This window comes from Neobacillus bataviensis LMG 21833, assembly GCF_000307875.1.
GTDB classification, from domain to species: domain Bacteria; phylum Bacillota; class Bacilli; order Bacillales; family Cytobacillaceae; genus Neobacillus; species Neobacillus bataviensis.
This window is the reverse complement of the sequence record NZ_AJLS01000137.1, coordinates 112,064-137,196: the sequence shown is the minus strand read 5'-3', so window position 1 is coordinate 137,196 and position 25,133 is coordinate 112,064. Positions and strand designations below refer to the sequence as shown.

20 protein-coding genes are annotated in these 25,133 nt (G+C 38.7%); 1 reads left to right on the top strand and 19 read right to left on the bottom strand.

The annotated features are described in order from the left end of the window. Positions 1 to 13: 13 nt before the first annotated feature. The 18 genes from BABA_RS21240 to BABA_RS21155 all read right to left on the bottom strand — a co-directional run bounded on the left by BABA_RS21240 (position 14) and on the right by BABA_RS21155 (position 23,100). Complete coding sequence (locus BABA_RS21240) at positions 14 to 3,103, bottom strand: glycoside hydrolase family 2 TIM barrel-domain containing protein (RefSeq protein WP_007087307.1); 3,090 nt, start codon at positions 3,101 to 3,103, stop codon at positions 14 to 16. Between the two features lie 138 nt (positions 3,104 to 3,241). After that, positions 3,242 to 3,664, bottom strand: coding sequence for an RbsD/FucU family protein (locus tag BABA_RS21235; protein ID WP_007087306.1), 423 nt, complete (start codon positions 3,662 to 3,664; stop codon positions 3,242 to 3,244). Then, on the bottom strand, positions 3,657 to 4,565 hold the full coding sequence (locus BABA_RS21230; protein ID WP_007087305.1) for a fumarylacetoacetate hydrolase family protein: 909 nt from the start codon (positions 4,563 to 4,565) through the stop codon (positions 3,657 to 3,659). Before BABA_RS21230 ends, BABA_RS21235 begins: the two co-directional genes overlap by 8 nt. A 15-nt stretch (positions 4,566 to 4,580) precedes the next feature. Further along, positions 4,581 to 5,354, bottom strand: a complete 774-nt coding sequence (locus tag BABA_RS21225; RefSeq protein WP_007087304.1) for an SDR family NAD(P)-dependent oxidoreductase — start codon at positions 5,352 to 5,354, stop codon at positions 4,581 to 4,583. After that, complete coding sequence (locus BABA_RS21220; RefSeq protein WP_007087303.1) at positions 5,351 to 6,160, bottom strand: SDR family NAD(P)-dependent oxidoreductase; 810 nt, start codon at positions 6,158 to 6,160, stop codon at positions 5,351 to 5,353. The genes BABA_RS21225 and BABA_RS21220 overlap by 4 nt, the downstream gene beginning before the upstream one ends. Before the next feature lie 19 nt (positions 6,161 to 6,179). Then, the gene (locus tag BABA_RS21215) at positions 6,180 to 7,340 is read right to left on the bottom strand and encodes a UxaA family hydrolase (protein WP_007087302.1); all 1,161 of its coding nucleotides are present in this window, start codon (positions 7,338 to 7,340) and stop codon (positions 6,180 to 6,182) included. Next, positions 7,337 to 7,663 carry a UxaA family hydrolase gene (locus BABA_RS21210; RefSeq protein ID WP_007087301.1) on the bottom strand — a complete coding sequence of 109 codons (327 nt, stop codon included), beginning with the start codon at positions 7,661 to 7,663 and terminating at the stop codon, positions 7,337 to 7,339. Before BABA_RS21210 ends, BABA_RS21215 begins: the two co-directional genes overlap by 4 nt. Continuing rightward, positions 7,660 to 8,517, bottom strand: a complete 858-nt coding sequence (locus BABA_RS21205; RefSeq protein ID WP_007087300.1) for an amidohydrolase family protein — start codon at positions 8,515 to 8,517, stop codon at positions 7,660 to 7,662. The genes BABA_RS21210 and BABA_RS21205 overlap by 4 nt, the downstream gene beginning before the upstream one ends. A gap of 93 nt (positions 8,518 to 8,610) precedes the next feature. Continuing rightward, entirely contained in the window at positions 8,611 to 9,210 is a 600-nt protein-coding gene (locus BABA_RS21200; protein WP_007087299.1) for a YesL family protein, read from the bottom strand. A 150-nt stretch (positions 9,211 to 9,360) separates the two neighbouring features. After that, positions 9,361 to 10,542 carry a Gfo/Idh/MocA family protein gene (locus BABA_RS21195; RefSeq protein WP_007087298.1) on the bottom strand — a complete coding sequence of 394 codons (1,182 nt, stop codon included), beginning with the start codon at positions 10,540 to 10,542 and terminating at the stop codon, positions 9,361 to 9,363. Positions 10,543 to 10,581: 39 nt separating this feature from the next. Further along, positions 10,582 to 12,951: a glycoside hydrolase family 95 protein gene (locus BABA_RS21190; protein WP_007087297.1), complete on the bottom strand. Its 2,370-nt coding sequence runs from the start codon at positions 12,949 to 12,951 to the stop codon at positions 10,582 to 10,584. 13 nt (positions 12,952 to 12,964) lie between these two features. Next, positions 12,965 to 14,860: a right-handed parallel beta-helix repeat-containing protein gene (locus BABA_RS21185; RefSeq protein WP_007087296.1), complete on the bottom strand. Its 1,896-nt coding sequence runs from the start codon at positions 14,858 to 14,860 to the stop codon at positions 12,965 to 12,967. An 82-nt stretch (positions 14,861 to 14,942) separates the two neighbouring features. Next, positions 14,943 to 16,589 carry an extracellular solute-binding protein gene (locus tag BABA_RS21180; RefSeq protein WP_007087295.1) on the bottom strand — a complete coding sequence of 549 codons (1,647 nt, stop codon included), beginning with the start codon at positions 16,587 to 16,589 and terminating at the stop codon, positions 14,943 to 14,945. 80 nt (positions 16,590 to 16,669) lie between these two features. Beyond that, positions 16,670 to 17,566 (bottom strand): carbohydrate ABC transporter permease, encoded by an 897-nt coding sequence (locus tag BABA_RS21175; protein ID WP_007087294.1) that lies wholly within the window; start codon positions 17,564 to 17,566, stop codon positions 16,670 to 16,672. 11 nt (positions 17,567 to 17,577) lie between these two features. Continuing rightward, the gene (locus BABA_RS21170) at positions 17,578 to 18,549 is read right to left on the bottom strand and encodes an ABC transporter permease (protein ID WP_007087293.1); all 972 of its coding nucleotides are present in this window, start codon (positions 18,547 to 18,549) and stop codon (positions 17,578 to 17,580) included. A 236-nt stretch (positions 18,550 to 18,785) separates the two neighbouring features. Next, positions 18,786 to 21,083, bottom strand: coding sequence for a helix-turn-helix domain-containing protein (locus BABA_RS21165; protein WP_007087292.1), 2,298 nt, complete (start codon positions 21,081 to 21,083; stop codon positions 18,786 to 18,788). A gap of 24 nt (positions 21,084 to 21,107) precedes the next feature. Next, positions 21,108 to 21,740 (bottom strand): hypothetical protein, encoded by a 633-nt coding sequence (locus BABA_RS21160; protein WP_007087291.1) that lies wholly within the window; start codon positions 21,738 to 21,740, stop codon positions 21,108 to 21,110. A 97-nt stretch (positions 21,741 to 21,837) separates the two neighbouring features. Beyond that, positions 21,838 to 23,100, bottom strand: a complete 1,263-nt coding sequence (locus tag BABA_RS21155) for an alpha-L-fucosidase (RefSeq protein ID WP_007087290.1) — start codon at positions 23,098 to 23,100, stop codon at positions 21,838 to 21,840. Positions 23,101 to 23,327: 227 nt separating this feature from the next. On the opposite strand from BABA_RS21155, the gene BABA_RS21150 reads away from it, so the two are divergent. Continuing rightward, positions 23,328 to 24,350: a LacI family DNA-binding transcriptional regulator gene (locus tag BABA_RS21150; RefSeq protein ID WP_007087289.1), complete on the top strand. Its 1,023-nt coding sequence runs from the start codon at positions 23,328 to 23,330 to the stop codon at positions 24,348 to 24,350. Positions 24,351 to 24,387: 37 nt separating this feature from the next. Here BABA_RS21150 and BABA_RS21145 read toward each other — a convergent pair whose 3' ends face one another. Beyond that, complete coding sequence (locus tag BABA_RS21145) at positions 24,388 to 25,119, bottom strand: GntR family transcriptional regulator (RefSeq protein ID WP_007087288.1); 732 nt, start codon at positions 25,117 to 25,119, stop codon at positions 24,388 to 24,390. Between the last annotated feature and the right edge of the window lie 14 nt (positions 25,120 to 25,133).

The following is a 25,133-nucleotide window of genomic DNA, read 5'->3' as shown; positions in this document are numbered from 1 at the left end:
GGCTTTTCTATGTTTAAAGAAGTTTAAAATGAAGCTTGAATTTAAACTCTTTTAATTCAAGTTCATATTTTGGTAAAACATCTGGGCCGCAGCTGGCTGTGCCAATGCCATGGTGCCTGTGGTCCAGATATAAATATGATTCATTTGTTTTCTTTAGATCAAATGTGTGCCGGGCTTCGTCTAGGTTTTTCTGTGTATAATGTCTTACACTAAAATCAAAAAGAGCATCTCCGGTAATTAATAAACCCAATCCATTATTCATTAGCACCTTAAGGTACCGTGTATCCGTTCGGTTCCCATTCTCTTGAGGGAAAATATACGGAAAGAATAAATCTTCAATGGTTGATTGATACAGACCCACTTTTTGGGCAGATTTGGAATCCACATACGATTCACCTGGACCGAGTCCATACCATTTCACATTCCCTAATTTGTCTGTTAAGCCTAGTTCTATGCCTATTCTTGGAACAGTTCTAGGAATCACTCCAACCGCGTAAAAATCGGAAGTTTTCTTTAAACTAACTTTTGGATACTTCTCCACACTTCCTGGAATCGGAGTTCCCTCATAAGAGATGGATAAATTCCCTTCACCATCAATCTCTATCGATTGCAATACTTCGATCGCCCAATCTAGTGAAGGTGGAGCATATCTTTTGGTAAGATTCATTTTTACTAGACATTTATTATCAATTTCCCATTCAAAATGATGCAATTGGGCCTGTAATTGATTAACACCAAAAGATTTCCACATCTTTGCAGAACGATGATCATTATCTGTTATGGCCCTCCAAAAATTCATTTCAATTGGTTGGACTAATAATTCTTCCCCCATTATTTCGATCTGTTCGATATTGCCAAAAAGTGTATCAATGCGATAGCGAAATTGGTCTCCGGTTATGAGTAGATAGTGCGGGCTTTCTTCTACCTGTAAAGATTTACCACTCTCTGGCGTACTATAAAGAACCTCCACCTTTGTCGCTTCCTCATTTAATGTAAACTGAGCCCAAGCGATTTCGAAATTTTCTTCTGCCCACATGAGAGATTTATTTACTAGTACCTCAATATTTAATAGATAATGACCTTTTACGTACTTCCTAAAATCACAAGGAATCCTCATAGTTTCACACTCATGGGGATCAATAGAATCCAATGGAAGGATACCTGACTCTACCGTTTTATCCCCAATCACGATCGACCAGCATAAAGAATAGTTTTCTAAATAAATAAAGTCATAGAGATTATGGATCGACACTTCCCCGGTATCCACATTCAAATTCTCGATTTTAACCGGTTCATACACCTTTTTTGTCTCAAAATATCCAGGAGACGGACGCCGATCAGGCTGAACTAACCCATCAATCACAAAATTATAGTCATTTGGAGTATCGCCAAAATCTCCTCCATATGCATAATACTGTTCACCGTTATCATTCTTTTGTAAAAGTCCATGATCACACCATTCCCAAATAAATCCTCCTTGCAGACGAGGATATTTGTAAATGATCTCCCAATAGTCCTTCAACGCACCAGGCCCATTTCCCATTGCATGGGCATATTCCGCAAGCAGGTGCGGCTTCGTATGGGAGGTATCCTGCCCGACTTTTTCTAATATGTCTGGATGCGTATACATCGTCGTATTGATGTCCGATATCACAGCATCACTTTTATAATCGCCGTTTAAAAATAGTTCCCGCGTATCTCCCTCATAAATCACTAATCGTGACGTATCTCGAGTAAGAACCCAGTCTTTCATTCTTTGATGATTGCTGCCAATCCCTGATTCATTGCCCAAAGACCACATAATCACAGAAGGATGATTTTTGTCCCGCTCGACCATTCTCTCCATTCGATCAACATACGCTTTCTCCCATAATGGGTCAGCACTTAATTGATGGACATTGCCAATAAAAAAGAAACCATGTGACTCAAGGTCTGCCTCATCGATCACATATAAACCATACTTATCACATAATCGATAAAAACGAGGATCTGCGGGATAATGTGCTGTCCGAACCGCATTAATATTGGCCTGCTTCATTAAGATAACATCCTTTTCCGCATGTTCAATCGGGATCGTTCTGCCTAATGTCGGATGAGCCTCATGCCTGTTAACCCCTTTCAATTTAATGGGAACATCATTGACATACATGAGCCCATTTTTTAGCTCAATTTTTCGGAATCCAATTTTTTCGTGAATGGCTTCCACTACTGTTTCATTGACAATCAATTCAATATCTAAGTCATAAAGATTAGGTTCTTCTGCACTCCATTTTAGTGGATTTATAATCCTTACCATCCAAGCATCTGTGGATGAATGAATGCTTTCTTGTAAAAAGTAATGGCTTTTCTTATTCGATAAGGTATAACGAATCTCATAATCTTCACTACTAACGATATCCGTTTCAATGCACAATGTCCCCTCATCAGAAGACGGAAGATCTGTTTTGGCAAAAAAATCATGGATATAACTATTCGGTCGTAATAGTAGGTATACATCTCTAAAAATTCCGCTTAGCCACCACATATCTTGATCTTCAATATAACTGGAATCAGACCATTGATAGACTTGAGCGATGATTGTATTTTTTCCCTTTTTTATATACTTTGAAATATTGAATTCAGCAGGCAACCTGCTGCCTTTATTAAAACCTACTTCAATACCGTTGATCCACAAAGTAAAACTATTATCAACGCCTTCAAAACGTACAAAGACTTGTCCTTCTTTCCACACGTCATTGATAGTAAAAGTTTTAACATATGTTCCCGTAGGATTCTTCGATGGGATTTTCGGTGGATTCAAGGGAAAAGGCATTTGCCAATTGGTATAATGCGGGTGTCCATATCCTTGAAGCTGCCAGTGCCCCGGAACCTCAATAGAATCCCATTCTGTAAAATCAAAATCTTCATTTGTAAAATTTTCAGGAACTAATTTTGGATGGTCACAATAAAAAAACTGCCAATCTCCATTAAGACTATAAATCCTTTCATTTTGACTACCGGATTTTTTAGCATCCCCTGCATTCGAATAAGGAATAAAATAAGACCTATTTCTTTCTCGGTTTTGCCCTATATATTCCGGACTTTCTAAATGTCTTAAATCCATGAATATTCCTCCTATTCCAATAAGTAGAGATTTTATTTATTAGAAAATCCAACCCATTCTAAATGGGTTGGATTTCTCATTCCTTTCAACTCAAAACTAGTAAACCCCAAAGAAATCTTCATCTATAAATCATTTAAATTATAGCACGCCTTTTTTCAAAATTATATTCCCATAGGGTACTCGTTCACTTGTAGCAAGTATGGCATAGGCAGCCTTGCTCCGTTCGTAAAAATCCATTCTTTCAAGTTTCTCAATTTGAATAGGGCAAGAACTCATTTTAGTTACAATTTCATCGTATTCCTGCCAAATTACGGGTTCCTCATCACCCTCAACAGGATTCATTAGCATAACCGGACTTTTGACATATGTATCCAGCGGAAAAAATTGCAAGATGGCGGTCAAAAACTCTGGAACTCCATGTCCATTCCCATTAATTAAACGTGCGGCATGACTTGCAGCCGGAAAATTCCCGTCTGCAAGGACAATTTCATCACCATGCCCCATTTCCATTAAAATCTTCATCAAATCTGGAGAAATAATAGGGGGAATCCCTTTAAGCATAGGTTAATGCCTTTTCTTCCACAAATTTATTCGTAAGCTTTCCTAACTTTTCAATTTCAACAGTAATCACATCACCTGGCTGAATATATACACGCTGATCAGCTGGCAGGCCAAACACGACTCCCTCAGGTGTCCCCGTTAAAATCAGATCCCCTGGCTCCAAAGTCATGTGCTGTGATATATAGCTGACAATCTCTGCACATGAAAAGATCATGTCAGAAGTGTTAGAGTCTTGTCTTAATTCATCATTAACATATGTTTTCAAACTAAGATTATTTGGATCTCCTACTTCATCCGATGTTACTAGATATGGGCCTGCTGGACTAAAGTCATCACATGTTTTGCCAAGCAGCCATTGATGGGTTCTCATTTGAAGATCCCTTGCTGATAAATCATTGACAGTACAATAACCAAACACATGTGATAGCGCCTCTTCTTGAGAAACATTTTTTGTCTTTTTACCGATTACGATTCCTAATTCCACCTCATAGTCTAATTCATTCGTTACAGATGGAACGACAATTTCGCTTTGATGACCAGTTAAAGTATTGTCAAACTTATTGAACAAGATTGGCACTTCTGGGTATGGTGCATTTGTTTCATCTGCATGTTTGCGATAATTTAAACCGACACAAATGATTTTATGCGGCTGGGTGACACATGGCCCCCATTCTAGACCCTCTTTTTCCACAACAACCGCTTGGCCTGAAGCAACTACCTCTTTAACCCTATTCTCAAAATCTTGTATTTGGGATGGCTGGAACCGGATGACTTGCATAACATCCGTGATGATTTCTTCCCAGTTATTTTTCTTGGCCGTTTCTTCGATATCGATTAATATATTGTCCAATTCCACTGCTAGTCTTTGATTCTCATTTTTTATAAAAGTAGCTAATTTCATTTTTAAGTTCTCCTCCTATGCATTTTTTCCAAAAACAACGCCGCCATCAATGTAAAGTGGTGATCCCATCATGAAGGACGACTCATCTGAAGCAAGGAATAGGGCAGCTTTTGCTACATCTTCAGGTCTTCCTAATTCCCCACTTAATTGTCTTTTCTTAATCCCTGCGATGGCCACCTCAGGGTCATCGTATGACGTTTTTAAATAGTCTTCCACAAATGGGGACAGGATGGTACCTGGCAGCAGGGCATTTACCCGAATGTTATATGGAGCATAATCCACCTGCATCGCTTTTGTCAGGGCAAGTACAGCCCCCTTCGTTGCTGAGTAGGCTGCACGCTTCGCTAGTCCCATTTCCGCAGCGCATGATGACATATTAATAACGACGCCGGATTTTTGCTCCATCATATATGGCAGAGTATATTTAGAGGGCAAATAAACACCCTTCACATTTACACTCATGATTCGATCCCATACATCTGGCTCCACTTCATCTACTCTTCCGACATTACTGATCCCTGCATTGTTAAATAAAATATCGATTTTTTTATAAGTTGCTATAATTTGCTGGATCGTGGATGCAACGGCTTCCGGATTTGCCACATCAACCTCGAAAAAGGCTGCTTTTCCGCCCTCTTTTTCTATCTCGGATACGGTTCCCTGTCCATTTTCACGATGAATATCGGTAATAATGACCAAAGCGCCTTCTTTTGCGAATAATTTGGCCGTTGCCTTGCCAATTCCACTTCCTGCACCAGTAATGACCGCTATTTTCTCACGTAATCTCACACTAATGCCCCCCTATCCATATGATCCTCTGGCTGGGCTGCTTTCACGGTTAATCCACCGTCTACCATCAAAAGATGGCCATTTATTTGCATCGCTTCATCTGATGCTAAAAAGACAACCGCATCGCCAATTTGCTTTTCAGTTCCTAGTCTCTTCATTGGATTCGCTTCAATCTCACTAGCTAAAATGTCTGGATTCTCGAGGTACTCTTTACACATGTCCGTTGCAACCGTGCTCGGCCCAACAGCGTTTACATTAATACTGAATTTCCCCAACTCAATCGCCAGCGCTTTTGTTAAATGTCCAGCAGCCGCTTTTGATGAAATATAATGTGGAATCACAGGACTTGTCACAAGAACACTCGCAGTGGATGTAATATTAATGATCTTTCCATACTTGTTTTCGATCATCTTAGGCGCCACTCTCTGTGTCGTTAAAAAGATCGATTTTACATTCGTCTGATACGTTTCGTCCCATGTTTTTTCTGATAGACTTAAAAAAGGTTCAAATGGCGCAATCCCCGCATTATTTACCAGGATTTCAACTGATCCTAACACTTTTTCTACTTCGTCGATCATTTGGTCGACTTCTTCTTTAATCCCCACGTTAGCTTTTACCACTATTGCTTTAATTGCAAACTGTTCTTCCACTTCTACCTTTAAAGCGTTGGCTTTTTCAAAAGAGCTAGCTGAAGCATAGTTAATTGCCACATTTGCGCCCTCTTCGGCTAACCTCTTCACAATGGCTGCTCCAATTCCCCGGCTTCCGCCTGTGACAAGCGCAGTTCGTTTACTAAATTTCCCCATATCAATGCTCCTCTCAATGTTAGAGGCTGATACTGATTCTGCTGATACTAAATTCTTGATGACCTAAAATCTCAGCTTTTACCAGTTCACCCTGTGCCGCTCTAATAACTGTTTCAAGAATACGATTGCCAGCATCTTCTAATGTTTCTTTTCCCTTCATTACAGCACTGGTATCAATATCAATGTTATCGTCCATTTTGACAGCCGTATGCTCATTACCGGTAATTTTAATAACGGGAATAATCGGATTTCCGGTTGGTGTCCCGCGTCCTGTTGTAAAGCAGACCATATGAACACCGGCAGCAGCCATACCTGAAACACACTCAATATCATTCCCTGGAGAATCCATGAAGTAATAGCCGTTCCCCGGAATCTCTTCAGCAAATGATAAGACATCTTTTAATGGAGCGGTACCTGCTTTACTGATGCAGCCAAGCGATTTTTCTTCGATGGTGGACAAGCCGCCTTCAATATTCCCAGGACTTGGATTTCCCCCGCGCATATCTGCTCCAATGCGTTCAACTTCTTTTTCAAACTTATCTACATAGGCATAAAGCTTATTAGCCACTTCTTCACTAATTGCGCTTTCCGCAACAATATGTTCAGCCCCGATAATCTCCGTTGTTTCTCCCATCACAATCGTGCCGCCTTGAGCCAATAGGCTATCTGATGCTTTTCCTAGTGCAGGGTTGCTGCATAATCCAGAAGTAGCATCCGAACCGCCGCATTTTACCCCAAGGATTAATTCAGATAGTGGCACATCGACCTGTGGTACTTTCTGAATCTCATGAGATAATTGCGTCGCTAGTTCAATGCCTGTTTGAATTGCTTTAACCGTGCCGCCTGCATCTTGAATATCAATCCACTCTACTGGTTTACCTGTTTTTTTAATTTCTTCTTGCAGCTCTTCTGCATTGATGACTTCACAACCTAAACTAACTAGCAGAACCGCTCCCACATTTGGATTTTTCCCCATTCCCGCAAGAATGGTAAAGGTACGATCCTTGTCTTCTCCTATCTGACTACAGCCATGCTGATGCGGAATTGCTACAGAATCTGATACTTTTTGCTGGATTCGATTGGCTACATGGTTAGCACAAACGACAGTAGGAATGATTAATAAATGATTGCGGATTCCCATTTTCCCGTTTGCCCGTCGATACCCTTTGATCGTGTTCATGAATGTGAGTCTCCTTTCTTTTTATCCCCTCTGCCTCTAATTCCCTCGATATTATGTACATGAACATGCTCTCCAGGAAAAATCTCTACAGTAGCTGCCCCAATCACTTGCCCATACTTTACGACATGTTCAGATGGCTGGATCGGTTTGATGGCAATTTTATGGCAAAATGGGATAGCTTGTTTGGCGGTTAATGTTACTTTTTCCCCGTTAATGGCGAATTGTAAGCTTTCCCCGGCCTCTATTTCTTTTAAAAGTGTAGCTACATTATCAGCATCGGACATGACAATACTTGTTAAATCTTGATCATTTGCCAGTTTCATATTTTTCTCATCCTTTCCTTCAGCAAATAAAAAGTTTTCGCATTTATTGAAAAAATTTGCTCTCTTTCTCCACCGCTTAATGTGTTAGGTAGGTTATCGGTAACAATTTGGATTGCCTTCTGATAACTTCCTCCCGATAAACAGACTGGCCAATCGCTGCCAAACATCACTCTTGAAGAACCAAATGCTTGAACAATATGGTGAATATAAGGCTTAAAATCAGCAGTTTTCCAAGAATCTGCTAGAGTCATAAAACCAGATAATTTACAGCAAATAGTAGGATTTTTTGCTAGTTTGTTCATATCCGCTTCCCACTTACTAAACTCTTTTTTTGAAATAACCGGTTTAGCGATATGATCAATTACAACTCTTAGTGTTGGAAGCCTTTCTAGTACTGCTTCTATAGAGGGAATATGTCTTTCCGTAATTAATAAATCTAGCGGTAAATTATAGGAAGTAAGCCGTCGCAAATTCTCCATTACCTGCTCCTGTAAAATCCAAGCGCTATCTTCTATATCCTGCAGCATAGGGCGTAGCCCAATAATACCTTGCTGTTTCATTAAAGAATCTAATTGTTCTGAGAAGGCAGATGATGATAAATCTAACCAGCCCACTACACCGTAAATCCACTTAACCTTTTGGTATAACGATAAGAGATAACGCGTCTCCTCATATGTAGGTGCCGCTTGCACAAGGACGGTTCCAGAGACGGCATGTTTTTCTAACGAAGGTTTTAAATCCTCTGGAAAATAGTCCTGAAAAAGGATGCCCATATCTTTAGTCAGCCAGCCGTAATCTCCACGATCCAGCTTCCAAAAGTGTTGGTGAGAATCAATGATATGGATACTGTTCACTCCTTCTGATAGTTTTATGTTATCGATAACATAAAACTATCAAATCAATATCAAATTGTCAATATTTTTAGTTAAATAGAAAAACAGGCGAGCTTACCCCACCTGTTTTTTCTTCCTACTATAAGTTTCACTTACATTCCTATTAGAATCATTTTGCGGAAGTAAGTCTTTAAATTTAAGATCTGCTATCCAGTAAATCAGATAGGCAGAAACACTGAAAAAGAAAAAGAAAATTAAAAATGAAAAACGTAAGGAAAGAAATGTCCATGCACTAAGAATAATGATACAGAAAATCGATAAATGGATTTTGTAAATCCCTACTTTAAGACTATTCATACACAATTGTTTAAATGATACAGCCATATTTACCATCAGCGGATAAATACTTAAACAGGATAAAACAACCAAAAATCCAACTAATAGAATGGCGACTTGAATAAATGGTTTATACGATAATGGCAATTGCTTCAAAATGAGCAAATCGCAAAATAAAAATAATCCGATAACTGTGTAAAGAATTCCCACCAAATAACTTTGTTTCCAGTTTTCGGTAAACATTTGCTTATATTGAGAAAAAACGGCTACTTCTTTTGTCATTCTCCACTTTCTTACGACTCCAAAAAGGGCTGCAATAGCAGGGAAAATGGTAATAATGGGAATGCAGCTTAGTATAAAGAGGATATTTAAATACATGAAGTTATACATCCACAAGCATACTCGATACAAGCGGCTATCTAAACTAAAAATGACCATCACCCCATCACATATAAAACTTGAATATTCTGATACTGTTTATTATAGCATAAGTAGTTATTCATTTTAAAAGAGTCTTAAACTAGAATGTTAGCGTTCTTTCAGTGCCACTTTTTCCAAAGAGTCAGCTGGTTGATGTCTTCCCTGTTCAATCCGGACTACCATCCCGCCAGAGCGTATCGATTCCGTTGCCGCACATCCGACTGCAACACTCATGCGTCCTGCAAATGGCGATGTTAATGGCTGCTTATTGTATAGTGCTAAATTAACAAAGTCCTCACAGATGCGCGGGTCTGCTCCGCCATGCGTACCAGGCATTTGCTTCATTTCATAGGTGATGTCGCTCATCTCATGCCATGAACCAGATTTTCTTGTTTTCACATAAACCTTATCATTTACATCGTCATTTTCGATACGCCCTTTTGTACCGATGATCGTATAGTTTCTCGAATAGTCCGGGGTAAAGTGACACTGCAGATAGGACGCCTTTATACCGTTTTCTAATTCCATAATGAGCATATTATTATCTTCGACATCAATTTCTTCCCTGAAAGCACATTGGGTTAACCGTTCTAAACTTGCCTCTGGACAGGTATTCTTTAGATCACAATCCGGACAATGCAAATCATTCGGTTTGTCTCCGCCATAATAATCCAAGCTGCCGAAAGCAGACACCTTAGCTGCATAGCTCCCTGTCAGCCAATGAATAACATCGATATCATGGGACGCCTTCTGCAGCAATAACGATGTTGTATTTGCTGCCTTACCATGCCAATCGTGATAATAAAAATAGCCGCCAAGCCCAACAAAATGCCTTACCCATACGGCTTTAATATCGCCGATGACACCAGAATCGATAATTTCCTTCATCGTTTGATACATGCTCATATAGCGCATATTAAACCCAACCATTAAATGCTTTCCGGAACGTTTCGCTTCATCCAGAATCCTGTCGCAACTTTCTGGTGTGATGGCCAAAGGCTTTTCACAATAAACATGTTTTCCCGCCCGAAGTGCTGCCGTTGCATGTTCTTCATGCATATAATCGGGGGTTAAAATCGCAACCGCATCAATGTCTTCTCTTGCAAGTAATTCTCGATAATCGGTTGTTACAAAAGCATCTTCATTAATTTCCTTTTTGAAATTCTCCAATGCTTCTAAGGACACATCTGCTGCCCCCACAACAATGGAGTTTTCTTGTGGGTTATGCCAATATTCGACAATCGTACTTCGTCCGCCTGTGCCGATTACACCCAATCGTAATTGTTTCATTATTTACACCCGCCTAATGTTTTTTTAAAACACTTATAGTTAAAATAGAAACTGGAGCTTTTGGCCATTGAACATTCTATGTGTAATAAAACCATCAACAGGCTCTATTCGTTCCTCTTCTTTTCCTTCTTCACATACCATTACAGGTTTGTTTGTTTTGATTATCAGGACATTTTCAGCATGGCATGTTACTTCCAATAAACTTACTTGCATCTGATTCCACGAAATGTTGGTCTCAAACCCGCCGCGAACACGAACACCGGATAACGATCCTTGCAGCCATGTAGAAGGAAGTGCCGGTAATAATTCCACATATCCTTTGTGAGATTGGATAATCATCTCTGCCACCCCAGCCGTATAGCTGAAATTCCCATCAATTTGGAATGGAGGGTGGGCACCTAACAAGTTGGGATACAATCCCCCGCCGACAAACACTTCTCGTTTTGCTGTACAAATCTTAAACAATTGATGAAGCAGGGCATTTACCCGTTCACCATCTTTTAAACGAGCCCACAGACAGATCTTCCAGCCAAGGCTCCAGCCAGTTCCGGCATCACCTCGTCTATTTAATGTCTGACGGGCAGCTTCTAAAAACGACCCCTCGGTTATTTGATTTCCCGGATAGACACCATACAAATGGGAGACATGTCGATGGTGCAACTCGGCATCCTCATAATCCATCAACCATTCCTGTAATTGACCGTACTTGCCAATTTGGTTAGGGTGGAGGCGATCTTTTGCCTCACGCACTTGCTGAATCCATTCCTCATCCACTCCACAGATTTCAGCCGCTTCGATACAATTTGAAAACAAATCCCAGATAATTTGCAGATCCATCGTGGAACCTTTTGTCACGGATCCTAATTGGCCATCTTCTGTATAAAAGTGATGTTCCGGTGATGTCGACGGTGAGGTAATCAAATAGCCATTCTCATCTTCTACCAGCCACTCCAAACAAAATTGTGCTGCTCCTTTCATAACTGGAAAGGCCTCTTTTTCAAGAAAATCCCTATCCTGTGAATACTGGTAATGCTCCCATAAGTGACGGCACAGCCATGGCCCAGACATTGGCCAAAAAGCCCAGTTGGGATCACCATGGCGCTCGTCGCCGACAGGATGGGCATGCCGCCACAAATCTGTATTATGATGGGCCGTCCATCCATGCAAACCATAACGTTGATTCACCATGTTCTCACCCGTTACCGAAAGCTCCTTAATCGCCTGTAAAAGCGGACGGTGACATTCGGCTAAATTCGTCACCTCTGCAGGCCAGTAATTCATTTCGGTATTAATATTTAACGTATAATTGGATGACCATGGTGCACGGGTTATATCATTCCATATTCCCTGTAGATTCGCCGGCTGTGTACCCTCTCTTGAGGAGGCAATCAACAAATAACGTCCATAATGAAATAAAAGTTCGACCATTTCCAAGTCATCTGCACTGTATTTCGTCACTCTTTCATCCGTATCAAGCATTTCTTCTGACTGTTTATTTCCTAATGAAAAACCAACACGATTGTAAAGTGTTTGATAATCTTGAATATGCGTTTCTCTCAGCTGCTCATAAGGTATACTCATAGCTTTTGCAAGGATGGCTTCATTTTTCTGTATTAATTCTTCAAAATCTGTCCCAGGGAGTTGATCATACCCCTTAAAGGAGGTGGCAACAGAAAAATATAGAACCACTCTCGTTGCATCTTGGATAGATAATCTTCCATTTGACGTCAAGGCCGTCCCATCTTCCAGAACCAACCCAAGTCTTCCCTCAAAATGAATCGCTTTGGTTTCACCAAACTCGCCGTACACAATCGGAGTCTCGCTCTCATTGAAATAGACAGGTGCACATTTTTCAGGACAAACCCCTTGTAAGGATAACGCTTCTTTCGAATTTGCAGTTTGATATTTTAATAAACTATCTAACGAAATGTTCACGTTTAATTGGTTGGCTGCCGAACTGGTAAGTTGAATAGCTAGTACCTGGTGTGGATGTGAAATAAATGCTTCTCGTGTATAGTTTATTTTTCCGACTGTATACTTGACAGTCGATATGGCTGTATTAATATCGAGTGTCCGCTGGTATTTCTGTGCTGCATCTCCGTGCAGATAGTGGATGAAGAGATTCCCTAATGGCATATAGCTCTCTGTATATGGGCCGAACATATTCTTCGTTTCACTAATCGCATCTTCGTATTTCTCTTCGTCAAGCAATTTCCTTACCTTTTTTAATGATGCTTGGTCGTTGTATTCTCGTTTATGCTGTGGGGGCCCTGACCACAACGTGTCTTCATTTAACTGAAATCGTTCCGTCTCCACCCCGCCAAAGTGCATCGCACCTATTCGCCCGTTCCCTAACGGCAGAGCTTCTGTCCAGTGACTTGCCGCTTTTTTATAGGATAATAGATTCATTCCTAACTCTCCTTTATTTCGTTTCAAAACTCCATACAGCTGTCTGTTCGTTTTTTATTTTTAGATCGCGATCTTTCATTTCCGTTATCCTTGCACACGCTGCGAAATCCCCATCATAGGAATTTCCTTCTAATAAAACATTTTTACATCTATCAAATTCAAATAATACATCATGAACTTCATCATTTTTTCTATAGGGATTCACTTTCATAATCTTATTATCTCTGATCGTTAAATTCTCCACGTTTTCTGCCGAAACAACACATTCATGCTGCATATAAAACGTGTTATTCTCTACGGTAATATTCTTATGAATAGGTACCGTAGACGGAATCTCGCCAAGCGGGATTGGGTGGATATAAATGGCTGGTTTACGATCATGCCAATCCTCAATCGGACTCACATGAAAGATGTTCCCCCGAATCGTCATATCCCTGACAGGACCCGATTCATACCAATCATTCGAATCATTGGATATAAAGATCGTACTCATTGTCATATTTTGAAAATGATTACCTTCAATTAACACTTTTCTCCGTGTTGTACAGAGGATCCCTCTGGTCGGAACATGGGCAAACCGACTATTCTTAATTACTACTTCTGGTGTATACGTCACGTTTTCCATGACATATACAAATTCGCCCTGCTCATTTTGTACAGAATTAAATGGCAGCTCCTTGTTAAAGGTTACTTGCATGGTTTGAAGGTCATTTTTATCCTGTCCTGGATGAACAACATGTGTCACTTCAATCTCTTCTTCGAACTCATCGTCCATTGTTGCCCGATTAAAAAAAGCCACTTTATCCCCAATATGATATTGCGGGAACCCGCTTTGCTGCGGGTGTGCATAAATAACTTCTACCGTTTTTTCATCGATTATCTTTTGTATTCTTGTGAACGTTCCGTGGATATTAATGGGGTCATCATGGGGATGCATAAAGGTACACCCGTCCACAGTTATCACACCTTTAGCGCCTGAAACATGAATGGAATCGGCAAAGCTTGATCCATGCTTACCCATATCGCTATTTGGGATGAACTCGGTTGACTGAAACGTAATATCACCGCTCATTTGCACTAGGAAGCCAAAACCATGCAGATAATGAATGGTTACATTAGACAAACTTATTTTTTCACTTTCCCAAATTAGCGCTCCAGCCGTATTCCGATCGATTACTTTACAAAATTCAAACACACGATTTTCAACAACAGCTTTTGGCAGGGAATCGTTATAGTGGATCCGAATGTGGCTTCTCTCTAATTCCTCAATTTTCAATCTATTTTCAGCAAAAGGTCCTTCATTGACTCCATATCTTCTCTTCACGCCAGTCGATTCGTCAAAGCCAACGATGACCATATCATTTTTGGCCCCTTCCTCTTTCCAATAATAGTCATTGGAATAAGGGCTCCTTTCACTCAACCAGTAAAAATAAGGCTGATTTTCACTAATTTCATAGGGAACATGTTCCTCTAGTTTATATTCCGCATAATAACAGCCATTTTCCCCGACAGTTTTCTCGACAACTAATTCTGATAGAGTTGATACCTCATAATCCCATGAGAAGTTTTGTAAACGGATATTTTTCGAGTGAAAAATCCCTAGTCCCATTACATCTCCGTGAAAATAAAAGAAAGATCCATTTCCTTCAATTGTTACATTTTCCTGTTCCTCAATTAGAAAACAAACTGTCTTAATCGGATGTCTTCTCGTATCTGTATTTGATGTATGAAAAGCTCTTTTCGGTGCATGATCAGGGTAAAAATGATAGATTCCTTTGGGAAAAGAAAGAATGATGTCTTCCTTTGTCCCTTTTATTTCTTGAAAAATTTTATGTACGATGGGGGAATAATCTTTAATTGAGTTTGCTTCTCCGACATATTCTCTTACATCAATGATTCTTGCGCTCATCTCTTCAATCCCCGCCTTATGAAAAAAAAGAATACACGTCAGTAAATGACTTTCGTGTATTCTCTTTTATAATATTGGTTTCTTATTTTCCTAAATCATACGCTTTTTGATAGATTTCTAAATAGCGGTCAACTTGTAAATTTTTAAAACCAGCAATGTACTTGTCCCATTCTTTATCGATGTCCTTCGAACCGGTCACGAACTGAACCATGTTTTCTTCAATGTACTTATTGATATTTACTTGCAATAGGTTTAGTTCTTGGGCATCCTTTGGATCAACCCAGACCGCTAAAGAGTTGAATTGTTCTTTCGGTTCAAATCCATCATATTTTTTCGTAGCATTAAATAATCTTCGTTCAAACCCTTCTGGTGTCCATTCATCCGTTGCAGTACCAATAGAATCTCTAAACTCTCTAGTTTGCAATATTGCTCCTCTTTCTCCCCATCCGTAATGAACTTTATCTTCCTCTTTCATATTAGGATCTTGAGGAATGATTGCGTATTTTGCCTGTTTGCCGTTTAAATCGATGTCCTCTGGACCACCCTTCTTCCAATGAACACCTTCTTTTCCATAGGTCATGGCCAATGTACCTTCTTCAGAATACAAGTAATCAGCTAATTTTAATAATGCCTCGGCTTTTTTTCCTTTCGCTTTGTTAGTAATTGCAAAACCGAAGTTAACCACACTGCCGTAATTAGACGTTGTATATTGAGCACCATCTGGTCCTTTTAGTGGAGGTACAACATCATATTCCTTGGAATGCTCTGAATTTAAATCCACTCCAACTCCTGAGTGACTTGCTGAAAAAGCTCCAAGTACAGCTTCTCCATTAGGTGTTCCCAATTGTTTTAATGCTTCTCCATTTTGAGTAAAGGCACCAGTGTCAATTAATCCTTCTTTATATAAGGAGTTTACATATTTTAACCCCTCTTTCCATTCTGGCTGCATGGCACCCAATGATAATTTACCATCGGTAACATTTATATAATCTTTTCCGTTATCAGGAATAAACGCACTCATTAAAAATTGGACTGGATTTCCACCGACCTGCGTGCTTTCTCCGCTTAATGGTACTTCATCTTTTTTGCCGTTTCCATTTGGATCATTGTTCTTAAAGGCCTCTAACACCTTTTTATATTCTTCTGTCGTTTTTGGCATTTCTAGGTTCAAATTCTTCAACCAATCTGTATTGATCCACATCTTCCCGTATCTAGAGCAGTGATAACATTCACCTAATAATGGTAAGCCATAAATATTCCCATCTGGTGCTGTAATCCCTTTTTCTAAATAAGGAACTTGCTCCATACCCTTTTTAATATTCGTACCATATTTATCAATAAGGTCGTTTAATGGTAAGAAAACACCATCTTTTCCATACTTTTGCGCTTCAACCTTGGAAATATTATCAATCCATGTTACTAATAGATACGCATCTGGATAGTCACCGCTGGCTAAAGACAATGAACGTTTTTCTTTGGCAGCATCTTGATTCGCATATTCCCATTTAATTTTCATATTAAATTTCTTTTCAACCATTTTAGTGAACTCATTATTTTCGAAATCGCCATCATTTCCTAATTTTGGTGTAAAAATGGTGACTTCAACTGGTCCATTTGGATCTTTACTTGATGAACTGCCACCTGCAGTGTCCTTGCTCGGGACACATCCAGTAATGAGTAAGACAACTGATAATAACAGCATAAAACTAATGACTGTAAATTTTTTCATCCTTATTCTCCCCTTAACATTTTTAACGTTATATAAAATGTTCTAACGTTCAATCACTAGCAGAGCTACATTTTCCTATATCATCCTTTTACAGACCCTATTAACATTCCTTTTACGAAATGCTTCTGAACAAAAGGATAGAGAACCAAAACTGGTAAACTTGAAACAACAATTAACGAGTATTTCATTAGTTCCTTTAATCCTTGAAGTTTCAACATCTCTTGAACATTTCCTGATGGATCCGCATTCAAAATTAAGATGCTTCTTAAAATGAGTTGTAATGGATAGAGTGCATCGGATTTCAAATAAATCAATGCATCAAAGTACATATTCCACTTCATAACGGCATACATGAGAACTAGAACGGCGATAATCGGTTTAGCCAGCGGTAAAACGACTTTAAAGATAAAGCCAATATCGCTGCAGCCATCCATTTCACTCGCTTCTACTAATTCATCTGGAATAGTAGATTGGAAGAATGTTCGTGCAATTATTACTTGGAACACGGCAAGGGCTGACGGAAGTAAAAGAGCCCATATGGTATCTATTAGATTTAGATTTTTTACAACAAGATACAACGGAATTAATCCACCATCAAAAATCATCGTAAAAACAAGTAAGATCATGATCAATTTTCGTCCATAAAATGTCTTTCTTGAAAGTGGATAAGCGAGCATAATCGTGACACTGACACTAATAAATGTTCCTACAACTGTATAGAACAGTGAATTCGAGAACCCTTGCAGAATTTGCGGATTCTTAAATACCGTCGTATACCCTAATAGGGTTGGTTCGACAGGCAGCAGCCATACACTTCCGGATGTCACAGCAGATGCACTACTAAATGAAGCGCTCACAATATAGATTAGCGGATAGAGCACAGCTAGTAAAACGAGTGTTAAGAATACGTAAACGGCTCCCATAAAAATTCGATCGGTTTTTGATTCTTTAACCCTTGTTTGTTTCGTTTTCTTCATATCCTTCCCTCCTACCATAAGCTCGATGACGAGAATCGTTTGGATATTGTGTTCGCGGTAAAGATTAAGATAAAGTTCACAATTGAATTGAATAAACCAACTGCTGATGCGAAACTAAAGTTTGCTCCAAGCAAACCTACCTTGTAAACATAGGTTGAAATGACCTCAGATGAATTCGTATTTAACGGATTTTGTAATAGATAGATTTTTTCAAATCCAAGCGACATGATACTCCCAACATTAAGAATTAATAAGACAATTATTATCGGGAATATTCCTGGGAGGTCCACATTCATAATCTTTTGAAAGCGATTTGCCCCATCTACCTTAGCCGCTTCATACAACTGTGTATCAACGCCTGCCAGGGCTGCTAAATAAATAATCGTTGCATATCCCGTATTTTGCCACACATCTGACCAGACATAGATGGATTTGAAATAGGATGGATTCCCTAAGAAATTGATTGGTTCCATTCCGAATAGGCCTAGAATATTATTAATAAATCCTGCAGATGGTGATAAAAACAAGATGATGATCGATACCATAATGACCGTTGAGATAAAGTAAGGTGCGTACGTAACAGTCTGAACAATTTTTTTGAAACGGGCATTTTGTACTTCATTTAAAGCCAGTGCGAGTATGATAGGACAAATAAATCCTACTAGTAGTCCGTAAACGCTTAACCCAAGGGTATTTTTTAATAATAGGGAAAAGTTCGGGCTTAGAAAAAAGTCTTTGAAATACTTCAATCCAACCCAGTCACTTCCGGCAATCCCTTTTACGACACTATAATCTTTAAATGCGATCACAATCCCTGCCATCGGGATATACTTAAAGATGATCAAAAACACTAATGGGATGGCAACTAGAAAGTATAATTGCCAGTGTTTCTTTATTTTTTTCCAGTTTGATCGTTTTGAAACAACTTCTTTCTCAATAGCTGCAGTCTTCAGTCGCTGTTGATTCATCACTTCAGTTTTCATAAAACCCCCCCATTTTTTAATGCCTTCACTGCTGCGAAAATAAAAATTTGAACTTGGTATTAAATATGTTACCGCTATCATAATGAATTTTCCGAAAATTAGAAAGAGGCGATAAAATTTATAAGGTACAGCAAAAAAACCCTATATATCAAGGGTTTTCTCAGTAAAAAGCTATGAGACCGTACACTAAATTTATAGGGTACAATTTAATTTTCCCGCCTAGGTTTCCCAAAATTTTACGCATCATTCATCATTTTTCGAAATTCTGATGGGGTTGACCCCGTATTGCGCTTAAATGCACGTCTAAAGGTATGGGCACTGTTATATCCGGAGTGCAAAGCGATATCCTCAATCGAATCATCCGAATGAATTAATTTTGTTTTAGCAAAATTGATGCGTACGTCCTCAATAAAATCTGAAATGTTGACGCCCACAGCTTCTTTAAAAGTCAATGGTACCATTTTTTCAGGAATTCCAATTGCTTCAGAAATTTTATACAACGTTAGATCTGGATCACTATAATTCTTTTTAATCCATTCCTTCATCCGAAAAACGACTTGCTGCCTGCCAACAGACTTATTTTCATAGATACTCTCTGCCATTTCAATCATTATTTCTTTGATCTGCTTTATAGTTTTCGTAAAGCTGCCCTTATTTGTCATCAATTCTTCAACACGATCATGCATGTTATCTGCCATTACCGTATTTAATTGTTTATTTTTCGAAAGAATTCTTATAATGGTTCCATTTAAAGCAGCCAATAATTGTACTCCTATTGGCTGTGTTAACATTCTTTTTTCAACATTTTCGAAGACTACCTTATCAAGAAGCCCTTTTACTTCCTTTATTTCTCCGTTCTGTACAGCATTTATAAGTCGAAGTTCTACCTCAATTGGAAAATAATAATCAATTGTGCTTTCTTGATGCTGTTGCTCAAATTTATAGAATGAACCTTGCTGATCAACGGATTGATTAAATGGTAAACTTAGCTTTGCCTCCTCAAAGGATTGTTGAATATAGGTTAACTGTTCAAATGGGCTGCCAATCCCAATATTCACATTCAAGCTATACTTCTCTTCTATTTTTTTAATAAATAAATTTAGTCGCTCTTCCATTCTTTTCGTTTCTTGAAGCGATCTCTTTTTTTCATATGAAAGTAGGAAAAGGACTTGGTCTTTGTCCATATTGGAGAGCATGATCTCTCCATTAAAAAGATCTGTTAATTCATTTTGGATGAATAGCTGGGCTACATTCATTTCTTCAAGCATACCCTTATCCAGTTCATTCAACATATGAATAATTTGTACGATACCAACATAACCAAAAGACCCTTTTAACGGCAGGCTGGCTTGATCAATTAGAAGTTGTATTTTGTCAGAAGAGATAAAATTCCCCAAAACCAATTTTTGAATCACCGAATCTTGTAATATAGGCAGCTGGTTTTGTATTTGGGCCTTAAGTTGATCATTTTTAGCGACTACCTCTTCCACATTACTATGGATAAAATCATAAGGATCGGCTACTTTTCCGATATCTGTAATGTTCATAACGCCCAGAAGGCGATTGAGCGGAATACTATTTTTATAGGAAAATAGATAGGCAGTAAATAAACCGGCAATTATCGTAAAAAATGCCAGGACTACACCGATGGTTTGAATAAAACTAACGTCCTCTGATATCTTATCTTTCGAAATAACGGCAACATATGTCCATTTATTATTATTTGACTTCGTTTCCATATACATATACTTCTTATCATGATCTTTAATTGAGAATTTTCCAGTAGATTTTTCAAAAGAAATCAAATTTCTATCCATGTTATCGCCCGCAAGTACTTTTCCTTTATCATCAAGAATAAAGGTAGAACCATCATATTGTGAAGAAATCCGATGCAGCAAACTGGTGATTTCAGTTTCATTGATCATCACCACGATGTTCGCTTTCGGATTTTCTCTATTATTAAAAGGGAGTGATTGCACATAGGTAATAATCCGTTCTGTACTTTGCCCCATCTTCACTTTCGTGGAGGGTAAATAATAGCGGGAAAGATACGTTTGATTGATGTTCTTTTTCCACTCCTCATAACTTAGGCCCTCATAGAGATGGGTGTTATAATAATCCTTTGTACGAACGTACGATGACTCAGGAGATACGATGGTGTCGATCTGGCTAAAATAGATATAAAAGTTCCGAAATAACTTATTGGTATACCCATATGGATGAATACTTTTTTGCACTTTATAGAGATCGTATGCGAGATTCATATCAACCGTCGATTTTTGGTACATAAGTTGATTAATTTCTGGATTCAATGACATCTGATAAACAAATTTTTCTATCTCATCATTTTTTTGATCGATAATGTCCTTCGTTTGATTCAGCAAATTTTGACTGGTTGCACTTGCATTTTCTTTTATTTTATAAATACTAATTTGGTAAATAATGAAACTCGCTAATAGTGGAATAATCAGAATCAAAATATAAGATAATAAAAACTTCCGAAAAATATTAATTTTTTCAAGTCTATCAAACATCTTAAGCTCCTTTCTTCCGCTTCTCTATTTTAGAAAATGGCTTAACTCTTTGACCACGTCTAATCGTTCCGTATTTGTGACCACAGCAAGTATAAGCGGTTTAGGACTGCCAGTTAAGGAAGTAAAAATAGGAACATTTGACACATCCACTCCCGTAATTTTAGATGTATCTTGCTCTGGTGAATATTTGGGTCCGTTCCAATCCTTAAAGTCCTTTATACTGCTCAAATCATATAAATTAGTACCGTCTTGGTTAAACTGGTGAAAAGTCTCTTCATCTACCAACAGCACATCCACTTCTTTTGCCGCTATTTCTGCTGCCAATTTTTGAATTCTCTCGACCGATACGGGATTGTCTGCAACATCGCTTGTGTTGTATGAAATAACCGACAGCTTCTCGTTTTGAGACTGCTTACTATCAAGTAATAATTTTTCTAGCTCTTTTTGTACATCGTTTGCCTGGCTGTCAGTCACATTCGCTCCAACAACACGTACGCCTAAGATCTCTTTTTGCTGATTTGTAAAGGTATGAATACCCATTGCAAGAAAAACAATGATCACAATCGCCACGATAAAGTGAAAGGAATAATACTGAATTAAATACTCTATTTTTCCTTTAGTCGATAAAGGCTTTAAACGTTCTCTTAATTGTTTCAATTTACAGTCACCTCATTTCTTATTATTTTAACATAATTCGACGAAAAAAATAGATTTGTGTTAGCGATAACACAAATCTATTTTTTCAATTTATAGTCTATTGCTTCTGAGTACTTCCATCCAATTCTTCAGAGGAATAGCAAGAAAACTCTTTTATAATGGGATTCTCCACCGAATCTTTTACATGTAGTTTCAAATTGCTTGTTTTCAATGGTGATAGTTGTTGAATATATCGATGACCAATAGCTGTACCTAAAGCAATCGATACCCATTGTTCATCTATGAATGCCTCTAACTCGAATTGCCTTACGCGCTCACCAAATCGAATATCTTCCATTAAGATAATATGATCGATACTTACTTCTCTTTCTAGAGTGAGGATGAGTTCATTTCCATTCCCTGAGGTACTTCCCACGGAATGAGCAAATCTCTTCTTGATTTCCAGACCAAATTCTGATAATCGCTTCTCATCTATTTCAGGAATTAATCCCCGATCATCTGGGGAAATATTTAACAATAAATTTGTACCATGCCCTACAGAATGATAGTAAATATGCATTAATTCTTCCAGTGAAAGTAAACTGTCTTCATCGTTTGGGTGCCAAAACCAATGTTGTTTTCGAATCGGTACATCACATTCTGCCGGAAGCCACGCTGGAGTTCCGGGAAGCCATGTAGCACTCTCATTTGAAAACATACTAATTTTCGCAGCACTCTCCGTATTCCAGCAAGGATACGGCGCTACTCCCTCTTCATTACCCACCCACCGAATAGTTGGCTGCCCCATATTAAAGATCATCGCATTCGGTTGATAGTGCTTCACAATCCCGATAATTCTTTCCCAATTATAATCTCTGCCCTCTGATCCTGCACCATCAAACCAAACCTCTATTAATGGTCCATACTGTGTCATCAGCTCTGTAAGCTGCTGACTATAAAAATCATCATATGCTTCAATATCCGAAAACATAGGTTCATGACGGTCCCATGGTGATAGATATATGCCAAAATGGATCCCTGCTTTTTGACAGGCATCGGCACATTCACGGACTAGATCGCCTTTGCCATCCTTCCAAGGACTTGATTTTACAGAATAATCCGTTGTTGCTGTCGGCCAAAGACAAAATCCATCATGATGCTTCGCCGTTAGGATAAAGTATTTAAATCCTGCATCCTTAGCAAGCCTGACCCATTTTTCAGCATCTAATTCCTTTGGATTAAACAATTGCGGGGAGTCATTGCCTTCTCCCCATTCTTGATCACAAAAGGTATTGATGCCAAAGTGACAAAAAATTCCCAAGTCTAAATTCTGCCATGCTAGTTGATCTGCACTAGGAAGTGCGAGTTTAACTTTTTCCAATTCATTCACACCCTTTTGGTATCATTTTCTATTTATCATTATATGTTATCGATAACAGTTATACAAAAGAAAAAATTGAAAATACCAAGCATTTTACGAGTTTCATATAGGAAAAATTCTTTTTTTGTACTCAACAACATGTTATCGTTAACATTATTTTCTTGATATATTTTTTATAGATATTTACAATTAAAAAAGAAAGTTAGATTGATCTAGGAGGATTACGATTGGTAACAATTTATGATATTGCAAAAAAAGCCAATGTTTCTGCAATGACCGTCTCAAGAGTGATTAATAAAGCAGATAATATAAGTGAACAAACGAGGAAAAAAGTTGAGGCGATAATTAAAGAGTTGAATTATATCCCTAACAGTTCGGCGCGAAGCCTGATCTCAAAAAAGACAAAAATTTTATCATTAATGGTTACCGATATTTCTAACCCATTTTTCACAAGTGTCGCTCGTGGCGCAGAAGACAAAGCGATGCAAATGGGCTATCAACTGTTGCTTTGCAATAGTGATGAAAATATTGAAAAGGAGTCCAAATATATCGACATGCTGATATCAACAGGTACCGACGGTGTACTAATTGCTCCAGCAAACGACTCTTCAAAAAAAAATATCCGGAAGCTCATAAAACATAATATCCCAATTGTATTAATTGACCGCTACATCCGTGATCTTGGGTGTGATCAAGTTTTGAGCGATAATGAAACCACTACTCGAAAGCTAATCGAACATCTTATCGAGCAAGGACATAGAAGAATTGCCATCATTAATGGTCCATTAGATGTGGCCACTTCTAGAGAACGACATCAAGCCTATTGTGATACGCTTCGCTTGCATGGGCTTCCTGTCAATGATAAATGGATTCACCAAAGTGAATTATTCCATCACAGTGATGTTTCCAGTAAAATTAAAGAGCTCATTGATTTACCTGCAGGTGAACGCCCAACAGCCATATTCGCTACCAGTAACTTCTTAGGTTTAAATACAGTAAAGTCTCTCTTAAAATACAATATAAGAGTGCCTGAAGATATCGCTGTGGTTTGTTATGATGGCGTACCCAACTATACTGAGAGTGAACTTTTTCTAACAGCTGCCGAACAGCCTTCCTATCATTTTGGCTATATGGGGGCGCAAATGCTCATTGAACGGATTGAAAAAACATCGCCTGCGGAACCGAGGAAAATTGTCCTTCCTGCGGAATTCCATATAAGAGCATCATCTCGTTATAAAGTAGAAAAATAGGGTGAGGACTTTTGTAGTCCCCACCCTATTCATTTCATTACGTTAGTTCCGTATAAAATCGGCAGCGATCGCCCCGAACAATGGAGATGCAAAACTCAACAGGCATGCCGCTGACATCATAGGCTGTCCGTTCAAGCAGCAGCGCCGGCTTACCTTCTTCTGTTTGCAGTAATTCGCTTTCTTCGGCGCGAATCAGGACAGGTTCGAATGCTTCTTTTGCTCTAGAAACAACGATATTAAATTGCTGTGAAAATAAATCATATAATGAAATTTCACCCACATGTTTCAGCTGCTCAGGATCCGATACCACATGTTTCGGAATGAATGAAGATTCCAAAATATACGGCTCATTGTTGGCGCAGCGAAGTCGTTTCATTTCGATGACCTGTTCCTCTTCGCCAAGCTGCAGCGCTTCCCGAATCATTTCTGTAGGTTTCATTTCTTCTATTTTTAGAATGATATCCTTAGGATTCAATCCTTTTTCTTTCAGCACCCTGCTAAAGCTATAAAAACTATTCAATGACTGCTGCAATTTCGGTTTCGCCACAAAGGTTCCTTTTCCTTGGATACGGTAGAGAATTCCTTCTTGGACAAGCTCCTCAATGGCCTTTTTTGCCGTATTCCGACTTACTCCAAATTGATCCATCAGTTGATTTTCTGATAGAATTTTATCACCAGGTGCCCACTTGCCCTTTTCAATCGAAGCCTTTAACCGTTCCATCAATTGGTGATACAGCGGGATCACACTTCCATGCTGTAGTGGTTTCATGATATAAAGCCTGC

Coding starts and splice junctions, on each gene's coding strand:
- BABA_RS21240 (WP_007087307.1), bottom strand. CDS start 3,103: ATGGATTTAAGACATTTAGAAAGTCCGGAATATATAGGGCAAAACCGA.
- BABA_RS21235 (WP_007087306.1), bottom strand. CDS start 3,664: ATGCTTAAAGGGATTCCCCCTATTATTTCTCCAGATTTGATGAAGATT.
- BABA_RS21230 (WP_007087305.1), bottom strand. CDS start 4,565: ATGAAATTAGCTACTTTTATAAAAAATGAGAATCAAAGACTAGCAGTG.
- BABA_RS21220 (WP_007087303.1), bottom strand. CDS start 6,160: ATGGGGAAATTTAGTAAACGAACTGCGCTTGTCACAGGCGGAAGCCGG.
- BABA_RS21215 (WP_007087302.1), bottom strand. CDS start 7,340: ATGAACACGATCAAAGGGTATCGACGGGCAAACGGGAAAATGGGAATC.
- BABA_RS21210 (WP_007087301.1), bottom strand. CDS start 7,663: ATGAAACTGGCAAATGATCAAGATTTAACAAGTATTGTCATGTCCGAT.
- BABA_RS21200 (WP_007087299.1), bottom strand. CDS start 9,210: ATGTATTTAAATATCCTCTTTATACTAAGCTGCATTCCCATTATTACC.
- BABA_RS21195 (WP_007087298.1), bottom strand. CDS start 10,542: ATGAAACAATTACGATTGGGTGTAATCGGCACAGGCGGACGAAGTACG.
- BABA_RS21190 (WP_007087297.1), bottom strand. CDS start 12,951: ATGAATCTATTATCCTATAAAAAAGCGGCAAGTCACTGGACAGAAGCT.
- BABA_RS21185 (WP_007087296.1), bottom strand. CDS start 14,860: ATGAGCGCAAGAATCATTGATGTAAGAGAATATGTCGGAGAAGCAAAC.
- BABA_RS21180 (WP_007087295.1), bottom strand. CDS start 16,589: ATGAAAAAATTTACAGTCATTAGTTTTATGCTGTTATTATCAGTTGTC.
- BABA_RS21175 (WP_007087294.1), bottom strand. CDS start 17,566: ATGAAGAAAACGAAACAAACAAGGGTTAAAGAATCAAAAACCGATCGA.
- BABA_RS21170 (WP_007087293.1), bottom strand. CDS start 18,549: ATGAAAACTGAAGTGATGAATCAACAGCGACTGAAGACTGCAGCTATT.
- BABA_RS21165 (WP_007087292.1), bottom strand. CDS start 21,083: ATGTTTGATAGACTTGAAAAAATTAATATTTTTCGGAAGTTTTTATTA.
- BABA_RS21145 (WP_007087288.1), bottom strand. CDS start 25,119: ATGAAACCACTACAGCATGGAAGTGTGATCCCGCTGTATCACCAATTG.